8 protein-coding genes are annotated in these 9,467 nt (G+C 47.8%); 4 read left to right on the top strand and 4 right to left on the bottom strand.

Going from position 1 to position 9,467, the window contains the following annotated elements:
- Positions 1-181: 181 nt before the first annotated feature.
- The 3 genes from AC5JL3_RS31385 to AC5JL3_RS31375 all read left to right on the top strand — a co-directional run bounded on the left by AC5JL3_RS31385 (position 182) and on the right by AC5JL3_RS31375 (position 4,046).
- A complete protein-coding gene (locus AC5JL3_RS31385; protein WP_496078176.1) occupies positions 182-1,498 on the top strand; it encodes a homoserine dehydrogenase in 1,317 nt (438 codons plus the stop codon).
- Between the two features lie 18 nt (positions 1,499-1,516).
- A complete protein-coding gene (locus AC5JL3_RS31380) occupies positions 1,517-2,404 on the top strand; it encodes a peptidoglycan DD-metalloendopeptidase family protein (RefSeq protein WP_496078175.1) in 888 nt (295 codons plus the stop codon).
- 388 nt (positions 2,405-2,792) lie between these two features.
- Positions 2,793-4,046 carry an MFS transporter gene (locus AC5JL3_RS31375; protein ID WP_496078174.1) on the top strand — a complete coding sequence of 418 codons (1,254 nt, stop codon included), beginning with the start codon at positions 2,793-2,795 and terminating at the stop codon, positions 4,044-4,046.
- Between the two features lie 25 nt (positions 4,047-4,071).
- On the opposite strand, the gene AC5JL3_RS31370 is transcribed toward AC5JL3_RS31375, so the two are convergent.
- The 3 genes from AC5JL3_RS31370 to AC5JL3_RS31360 all read right to left on the bottom strand — a co-directional run bounded on the left by AC5JL3_RS31370 (position 4,072) and on the right by AC5JL3_RS31360 (position 8,135).
- Positions 4,072-5,694 carry a tetratricopeptide repeat protein gene (locus AC5JL3_RS31370; protein WP_496078173.1) on the bottom strand — a complete coding sequence of 541 codons (1,623 nt, stop codon included), beginning with the start codon at positions 5,692-5,694 and terminating at the stop codon, positions 4,072-4,074.
- Between the two features lie 94 nt (positions 5,695-5,788).
- Entirely contained in the window at positions 5,789-7,219 is a 1,431-nt protein-coding gene (glgA, locus tag AC5JL3_RS31365) for a glycogen synthase GlgA (protein WP_496078172.1), read from the bottom strand.
- A gap of 160 nt (positions 7,220-7,379) precedes the next feature.
- A complete protein-coding gene (locus tag AC5JL3_RS31360) occupies positions 7,380-8,135 on the bottom strand; it encodes a glucose 1-dehydrogenase (protein ID WP_496078171.1) in 756 nt (251 codons plus the stop codon).
- A gap of 96 nt (positions 8,136-8,231) precedes the next feature.
- Here AC5JL3_RS31360 and AC5JL3_RS31355 point away from each other — a divergent pair, with 96 nt between their 5' ends.
- Complete coding sequence (locus AC5JL3_RS31355; RefSeq protein ID WP_496078170.1) at positions 8,232-8,363, top strand: hypothetical protein; 132 nt, start codon at positions 8,232-8,234, stop codon at positions 8,361-8,363.
- Here AC5JL3_RS31355 and hemC read toward each other — a convergent pair.
- Positions 8,328-9,296 carry a hydroxymethylbilane synthase gene (hemC, locus tag AC5JL3_RS31350; RefSeq protein WP_496078169.1) on the bottom strand — a complete coding sequence of 323 codons (969 nt, stop codon included), beginning with the start codon at positions 9,294-9,296 and terminating at the stop codon, positions 8,328-8,330. The genes AC5JL3_RS31355 and hemC overlap by 36 nt on opposite strands.
- Between the last annotated feature and the right edge of the window lie 171 nt (positions 9,297-9,467).

The raw sequence follows: 9,467 nt of genomic DNA, 5'->3' as shown, positions 1-9,467 counted from the left end.
CCGTTACTTCTGTCAAGTCAGAGTTTATTAAGAAAGATGTGACTAATGCATAGCTGCCCTCTGCCTTCTGCCATATAAGAATTTAGGGTTGCACCATAGAACTGTCCATAGCTTCAGAGTAGGCTAGATAAAAGACTCATAGTTATGTCTACTTCTTAGAACGCAATTCAGGACAAAGGCTGTGGCTTTGAAAATTGGTTTACTTGGATTGGGGACAGTTGGCACGGGAACGGCAGAGATTTTGCTGAACCCAGCAGGACGTCATCCCCTGCTGCAAGAGATAGAAATTTATAAAGTAGGGGTGCGATCGCTAGATAAACCCCGCACGGTATCACTACCGCCAGACGTTCTCACGACGGATATGGAGTCGATTGTCACCGACGAGGCAGTTGATATTGTGGTGGAAGTAATGGGGGGATTGGAACCTGCGCGATCGCTTATTCTCAAAGCTATTGCCCACGGTAAGCATATCGTCACTGCCAACAAAGCCGTGATTGCTCGTTACGGTGCTGAAATCTTCACAGCGGCTCAAAAAGCAGGTATTTACGTCATGCTAGAAGCCGCTGTTGGTGGTGGTATCCCTGTGATTCAACCCCTAAAGCAATCCTTGGGTGTCAATCGAATTCGCGCCATCACTGGCATCGTCAACGGCACAACCAATTACATCCTCACCCGAATGCAAGCGGAAGGGAGTGAATTTAATGATATCCTCGCCGATGCCCAGCAACTGGGTTATGCCGAGGCTGACCCTACCGCAGATGTCGATGGCTTGGATGCCGCTGATAAAATCGCGATCTTAGCCTCAATTGCCTACGGAGGACGGATTAAATTACCAGATGTGTCTTGTGAAGGGATTCGCCAAGTCAGTGCGGCAGATATTGCCTATGCCCAGAAACTAGGGTTTGTGATTAAACTACTAGCCGTGGCAAAGCGGGAGGAAACGGCACTGGTAGCTGATAGCCCAGATTCAGAAATGCTGCAAGTGAGAGTACATCCCACACTTGTCCCCCAAACCCATCCTCTCGCCAGCGTCAGTGGTGTCTACAACGCGATTTTGGTTGAAGGTGAACCGATTGGACAGGTGATGTTTTTTGGCCCTGGTGCGGGTTCTGGCCCAACTGCCAGTGCTGTGGTATCAGATATTGTGAACATCGCTGCCGTTTTGAAAACAGGTGGAAACACGGAACACCTGCATCCCTTGTTGAGTTGTTCCCATCAACACTACTGCCGCCTTGCCCCGATGTCGGAACTGGTAACTCGCTTTTATGCGCGTTTTCTCACCAAAGACAGTCCGGGTGTGATCGGGAGCCTAGGGACTTGCTTTGGCAAGCACAATGTTAGTTTAGAATCGGTTGTACAAACTGGCTTCCAAAACGAGTTGGCTGAAATTGTCGTTGTCACTCACGATGTCCGTGAAGGCAACTTCCGGCAAGCTCTCGATGAAATTCGCACATTAGAAGCGGTGGATAGTATTCCCAGTATTCTGCGAGTGCTATGAAGGTGTAAGTAAATACCAATGACTTTATCTGGCTGGCTTCTGGTTTTTTCGACAATTTTCTGCCTGATTACCCAAGCGATCGCTATAAATGTAAATCCTGCGATCGCTCAAGAGGGTTGTCCGCAACCCGCTCTTTCTCGCCTAACTCGCCATAAAGTTGCGGCAGGTGAAACCTTAGAAAGTGTGGCGAATCAATATAACCTCATTCCCGCGACGCTAATCAACCTCAATCCCGGCTTAAGAGGAGGAGCGTTGCCAGTTGGCAGAGAAATTCTGATTCCTCCTTTCAACGGTATCCGTGTGCAAGCACCTAGAGGTTCTAGTTGGCAAGATTTAGCTGCCTCCTACGGTGTCCGTGCTGACGTTTTGTACGAGATAAATGGCTGTCAAGCACAGCCTCAGCTAGTCTTCATTCCAGGGGCAAGCTCGCCAGCAGGAGCGCGTCCAAGTAGCGATCGCTTCACCGGATTTGCTGCTTACCCGTTGCCCTCTGAGGCTACAGTCGCACTCAGCTATGGTTGGCACCAAGACCCCAATACTGGGCAAGCGCGGTTTCACAGTGGCATTGATTTGCTAGCAGACCCTGGAACATCGGTGCTGTCAGTGGATTCTGGAACTGTAGCGTTTGCAGATCAGCAGGGAAGTTACGGCAATTTAGTGGTTGTCAATCATCAGGGAGGACGCCAAACCCGCTATGCTCATCTTGGTCGTGTGAGTGTGGCGGCAGGTCAGTTGGTGAAGGCAGGAGATACGCTAGGAATAGTTGGTTCTACTGGACGCCCTGAGACCGACAGTCCACATCTGCATTTTGAAGTGCGCTACTACTCATCTCAAGGTTGGGTTGCCCAAGACCCAGAACCAAACCTTAAGGCAAAACCAACAGCGAGAGCGGTAATGTTCGGGTAGCCGTCCCTAAATTCATGTTGCGTAAATGTAGGTCGTCAGGTATTAAGATCGGAAAACTTGCTTAATAGGCCAGTTGAGAGAGCGGCATAGAGAGCAAAATCTTTCTCTACTCCACTTCGTTCTAACATTACGAGACAATCACCAGAGCAAAAACCCTGAAAATAGCTCTGGAAAGAGTCAGTCATTATGGACTATAGAGGGAAATTCACTATCATGGAATTTTCACAAGCACGGCATAATTTTTCATCAGCTATTACTAAGTTTTGAACAGAAAACCTTTTCCGGTTTCCCCGCCTAGCCCACTAAAAAAATTGGCTGCTAAACTGGCAACATCGCCTTTTAGAGGCACAAACTAGGGAAAGAATAAGAGAGGCTTCCGATCCTTCCTATGTTTCCAGCTCAACCTCCTGCTTTGGAGAGTGGATTTCGTGCCCTGCTGAAGAACCGAGCCTTTATGGTGTTATGGTTTGGGCAGTTACTATCCCAAGTAGCAGACAAAGTTTTTTTTGTTTTGCTAATCTCTCTTCTCGAAAGCTATCAATCACCGCAGATGTTTGAAAATTCAATGCGCTCTGCCGTGATGATGGCTTTCACGTTACCAGCGATTTTATTTGGCTCAGCGGCTGGGATTTTTGTTGACCGCTTCCCTAAAAAGCAAACGATGATCGCGGCTGACGTAATTCGGGCAATATTGATGCTTGCTATCCCCCTCTTGCCCAAACAGTTTTTCATCCTGTTGGTGATTACGTTTTTAATCTCTAGCGTGACGCAATTTTTTGCTCCTGCTGAGCAGGCAGCAATTCCCTTATTGGTAAAACGGGAAAATTTGATGTCAGCCAATGCTTTATTTACGACAACAATGATGGGTTCATTGATTGTCGGTTTTGCCATTGGAGAACCGTTGTTGAGTCTGATTAGAACCTGGGCAGGAGAAGATAGTCAAGAGGTTTTTGTTGCTGGGTTGTACCTTGTTGCAGCGGCGAGTGGCTTTTACATCAACATCAAAGAAAAAATAACTCGTAAGAGTAAGTTAGCGATTCATCCTTGGCATGATTTTAAGGAAGGACTGAGCTACTTGTGGAAAAATCGCTTGGTTCGGAATGCGATGATCCAGCTAACTACCCTCTACTCAGTCTTTGCCGCATTAACGGTACTAGCGTTTAGTTTGGCAGAAAGGATTGGGCTTAAACCCACGCAATTTGGCTTTCTGTTAGCTGCCGCCGGAATTGGCTTAGTCTTAGGTGCTGGGGTATTAGGACACTGGGGCGATCGCTTTCATCATAAACCGTTACCGTTGATTGGGTTTCTCAGCATGGCGTTTGTCTTAGCGGTATTCACCTTCACGGAACAAATTTGGCTGGGATTAACGCTAAGTGCCATATTAGGATTAGGAGCCTCATTGATTGGCGTACCGATGCAAACTGCTGTCCATGCTTCGACAGAAGAATCGATGCGAGGTAAAGTCTTTGGATTTCAAAATAATGTCGTAAATATTGCTCTGAGCTTGCCCTTAGCTATTGCAGGACCCTTAACCGATGCCGTCGGCTTACGCACTGTGCTAATTGGCATGAGCGCAGTAGTGGCAGTAGCGGGCATCTGGGCGTGGCAAAATACTCGCAAAGTCTTACAGGATGTTATTTGAAGTAGGTGATGTCATCTAATTGGGGTTACTGTCCTGACCCCATTGCTTGGGTGATTTGAAGAGCCTGAGCGAGAAGTTCCGAAGCTTTTTCCTTTTGTTCTCTTGCGGTGTATTGTCTTGCTATCTCAGTCAAGGCTCTAGCTTTGCTGTATTGGTTATCAATCGTTTGGGCGAATTGAAGCGCTTGGTCAAATTGTCCTATCTTTGCATAGCTATTTGCGATCGCAGGTAACAACCACGTTACATTCACCTCAGGCGTTGAGAGTTCCCGAAGCATTTGGACCACTTGTAAAGCTCGATCCGGTTGTCCTGCTTCTGCGTACTTGGAAGCCACTTGAGTTAATGTACCGATTTTCGACTCAATCGAGGTACCCCCAAGGTTTTGAGCGACCTGAAAAGCCTGATCGAGTTGTCCAACTTCTGCGTAATAGCCAGCAATGCTAGACAATACCATAGCTTTTTCGTTTGTATCACCAATCATTTGGGCGACTCGAAGTGCTTGGTCAAATTGTCCTGTTTCTCCATACTGACGAGCAATGCTAGACAACACCCCATCTTTACGGGAAGTGTCATTAATGGTTTGGGCAAGTTGAAGCGCTTGGTCGTATTGCCCTGTTTCTGCATACTGAAGAGCAATGTTAGACAATGCCCCAGCTTTACCAGAGGGGTTATCAATGGTTTGGGCAAGTTGAAGCGCTTGGTCGTATTGTCCTGCTACTGCATATTGACGAGCAATGTTAGACAAAGCCCCAGCTTTAGCCGAGGGGTTATCGATGGTTTGGGCAAGTTGAAGCGCTTGGTCGTATTGTCCTGCTACTGCATACCAGCCAGCAACTTGAGACAATACCATGTGGCGTTCGGCATCATTGTCAATAGTTTGAGTGACGGACAGGGCTTGAGACAGAACCTCAATCGCTTGAGTCTTTTGTCCAACTTGTATATACCTGTCAGCAATTTCAACCAACATCCCAGCTTTAGACCAAACATCATCAATACTTTGGGCAGCCTGAATAGCCTGCTCCAAAACTTCAACAGCTTGGCTTTTTTGTCTTAACTTGATCGTGTGATCAGCAATTCTAAACAACGTCAAGGTTTTGAAGTTTGCATCATCAATAGTTTGAGCGCTTTGAATCGCTTCGGCTAGAATCTCAGCCGCTTGGTCAGTTCGTCCGACTTCTGCCAGTTGGGGAGCGTAGTAAGCCAGCATAAGTCCAATGAATTTGCCATCGTCTATTTCTCTGATGATCTGAAGCGCTTGGTCGTATTGTCCGTCCTCCCAATACTGACTAGCGATGTCTGCCAAGTTTTCAAATTCATCATTGTGACCCAAGCAGCCTGTTGCTGTTTTAGCAACCTGAATCGCTTGTGCTAAAAGCTGTGAACTTCTCGCTTCCTGTCCTGCTGCGGCATACTGACGAGCAATCTCAGCAATTGGCTCTGGTTTATTGCAGTTGTCGGAAATCGTCTGAACTAGGGGTAGGGCTTGAGCAAGGAGGTCTGCGGCTTTATCCTTTTGTCCTACAGCAGCATACTCACCAGCAATTTTAGTTAACATCCAGAGTCGGTCTATCTCAGAGCCAAGAGCGCTACCTCCTGGCAAGATTAGGCTTAGCAGTGCTGTAGTCGCCAGAATTTTATTAAGTTTCATTGCAGTTGACTCCGGTTTCAAGCAGGGCTACCCAAAACCTGACTCGATACCTTACGCAGTACGGAGTCAGGTATATGTCAACTGTACTGTAAGCCTAGCCAACAACGCCAGCTAGCGTTTGCTCTTGCTGTTCTTGCGGTGTTTCGTCTTGAGGCAATCCTAGGATATCGTTGTACATCTTGATGTACTGCACGGCTGATTTATCCCAGCTAAAGTCTTCCTGCATCCCTCGTTGCTGTAAGGTATGCCATTGGTCTTTAAAGCGGAAGGCTTCTGAGGCACGAGCCATACAAGTGTAGAAGTCTAACGGCTCATAGCGGTCAAAGCAGTAGCCCGTACCTGTTTGGTTAACGGGGTCGTGGTGGGCAACGGTATCAACCAAACCACCTGTGCGCCGCACGATTGGGACACAGCCGTAACGCATCGCTAGCATTTGGCTGATACCGCAGGGTTCAAAGCGTGAAGGCATCAGGAAGGCATCACTACCTGCATAGATGCGTCGGGCGATCGCGTCGTTAAAGAGGAGTTGGGCGGATAGACGCCCCCGATAACGGGATGCCATTTCCCACATTTGGGTTTCATAGTAGCGATCGCCTGTACCCAACAACACAAATTGGCTATCGGTGTATGCCATGAAGCGATCGAGAACTTGGATGAGTAGGTCAATCCCTTTTTGATCGACCAACCGCGTTACCATCCCCAATAGAAAGGTTCCGGCGTTCACTTGTAAGCCGATTTCTTCTTGCAGGGCGATTTTGTTAGCACTGCGCTGCTCAAGGGTATCAGCCGTGAAGTTGTGAGGGATGTATTTATCGGTTTGGGGGTTGTAACTTTCTGTATCAATCCCATTGACAATACCGACTGTCTTCCCACTGATGAACGACAGTAAGCCTTCTAGCGTTTCACCGTATTCAGCGGTTTGGATCTGCTGGGCGTAGGTGGGAGAAACTGTGTTTACGCGATCGGCAAATTGAACTGCTGCTGCCAAGGTGTTGTGACCTTGCATATACCAAGGACACCAAGTCATCTGATCTAAGCGCCAGCGCCACGGTCCCTGATAAGCGAGGTTGTGAATGGTGAAAACTGTACTAATATCAGGGTCTTGGTGCATCCACACCGGAATCATTCCCGTGTGCCAGTCGTGGCAGTGGATAATTTGCGGCTTCCAGTAGTTCCAGGCAAATTCAGCCGCACCGTTAGCAAACAACGTGAAACGCCAGTCTTCATCTGCCCCTCCGTAAATACTGCGACCGAGGAAGGAAGGATGCCCAAATAGATATAGAGGGACATCAGTTCCCGGTAAAATCGTCTCATAGACACCAAAGTTCTGAAACATGGCATAGCCATTCCAGATTGGTTCACTAGGAACTTTCATCTTGTCGGGCAAGAAGCCGTAGTAAGGCATAAAAATCCTCACATCATGCCCCATTTGCTTGAGAACTTTAGGCAACGCCCCGACAACATCCCCCATCCCCCCAACTTTTGCGATCGGTGCAGCTTCTGCGGCAACAAATAGAATTCTCATATTGATTGTTGTGTTCCTTTAGTCTCAGATAATAGTACCCAAAGAACGCATAATCGTATGTGCTAGAGAGCGATCACTTAGTTGGGTTGAATAAGGGCTTTCTTCCCTCCGCTCTAACAACTGCTTACGCCGCTCAAATTATCGGTGCCATTGCCTTTTACTACTTCTGGACTGCGGTGAATCCACCATCAATGACCAAGTTATGTCCAGTCACAAATCCAGCCCCGTCCGAACATAGCCAAACTACCGCCTCAGCAATATCTTCAGGTTTACCAATACGCTTCAGGGGAATACCTGCGGCGACTTGGTCAAGCATTTCAGGTGGAGCATCTACCCATAAGTCAGTCTTTACTGCACCTGGGCTTACAGAGTTAATCCGAATCTGAGCAGCAGAATTCTCAGCCGCCGCAGCACGGGATAAAGCGATTACACCCGCCTTAGCCGCGCCATAGGCTCCATAGTTTGCAGTACCGAGTAATGCTCCTTGAGAAGACATATTGACAATTGCACCACTACCCGATTCTTTCATGGCTGGAATTTCATATTTCATACATAACCAAATCGATTTGAGATTGACGTTAACTTCGTAATCCCAATCTGCTTCAGTTAAATCAACGATCGCACCTGCATTCCCAGAACCTGCATTGTTGAATGCATAATCCAATCGTCCATAAGCTTCGATTGTTTTGTTGACCATTGCCTCAACATCAGCCGCTTTCGTTACATCTACTTTGACAAACAGCCCCTCACCACCCGCTTCTCTGATGAGTTTTACTGTTTCTTCTCCTTCTGCCTCACGACGGGCTGCAACAACAACGTTTGCCCCGGCTTCGCCGAAAGCGATCGCACTTGCCCGACCAATACCCGAACTACCGCCAGTGACGATTGCGACTTTCCCCGTCATCTTACTTTCCATTTGAGGTTCTCCTGAGTGACTCCAAGGAAAGCTTATCGAAGTTGCCTTTGTATAAGATTGTAAATTCTTGCTCAATTTGCCAATTGTTTAAAAAAAATGCGATCGCCCATTCCTAATCAAGAGGCGATCGCATCCTGTAACTTATGGCTATTGCTCCAACCTGAGTTACTTCAAGATTGGCAAATCAGGATTCTAGCCGCGCTGAATTTCAGCAAAAATGGCTTCTAGAATTTCTTGTGCGCCCTGTTGCCGCATCCGTTCTGCGAGTTCAATCCCCAGTTGTTCAGCCTGACTTGCTTCACCGCTAAGCGTGTCCTTTACCAACTGCTTGCCATCTACACTGGCGACGATACCCGTTAAGGTAAGAGTCTCCCCATCTAAATGAGTATTAACACCAATCGGTACCTGACAACCGCCTTCTAGCTTACGCAAAAATGACCGTTCAGCATAGCAGCGTTGTGCTGTTGGGATATGTTCGATCGCTTTGAGCAATTCTAAGACTTCGGTATCACCAGCGCGGCATTCAATCCCCAAAGCCCCTTGCCCGACAGCATGAAGAGAAACTTCTGGTGGTAAAGTTTGGTGAATGCGATCGCCCATTCCGAGTCGCTGCAATCCGGCGACTGCCAAAATAATTGCGTCGTATTCCCCTTCATCCAGTTTTGCCAAGCGCGTGTTCAGGTTGCCCCGGATATCTTTAAAGGCTAGGTGAGGGAAGTGGTAGCGCAGTTGTGCCAGCCGCCGTAGCGAAGAAGTCCCAACAACTGCCCCTTCTGGGAGGGTATCAATCTGCTTATCTTTGTGCTTTTCATGCACCACCAGAGCATCAGCGGGGTTCTCCCGTTCCGTAACAACTCCCAATACCAATCCTTCGGGCAAGTTGGTAGGTAAGTCTTTTAGGGAATGAACCGCAAAATCAATGTCATTGCTGAGCATTCCAAGTTCTAGTTCCTTGGTAAACAGCCCCTTATCCCCAATCTTCGACAAGGCAACATCCAGGATTTTGTCGCCGTGGGTACTCATGGTTTGGACTTCAAAGGTGCGATCAGGAAAGTGTTTCTGCAGTTGTTCTTGCACCCAGTAAGTTTGAACCAGAGCGAGCTGACTTTTGCGAGAACCAATACGAATCGTGCGGAGAGGAGTGGTAACAGTGGAGGACATAGAGCGATCGCAATTGAAAACTAGCGAATGGAGTCACTTGATCTAGACTACCGCAGCAAGAGACTGTGCGATGCATTTGAGAGAATTTGCAAGAATTTGCGCCATCACCCAAGCTCAAACGGTCTCCCCATCTCCTCACCTCCCCATCTTCTATGTAGATTCAATGTATGA

This window comes from Symplocastrum torsivum, assembly GCF_059505465.1.
This window is presented reverse-complemented; position numbering and strand designations above follow the sequence as displayed.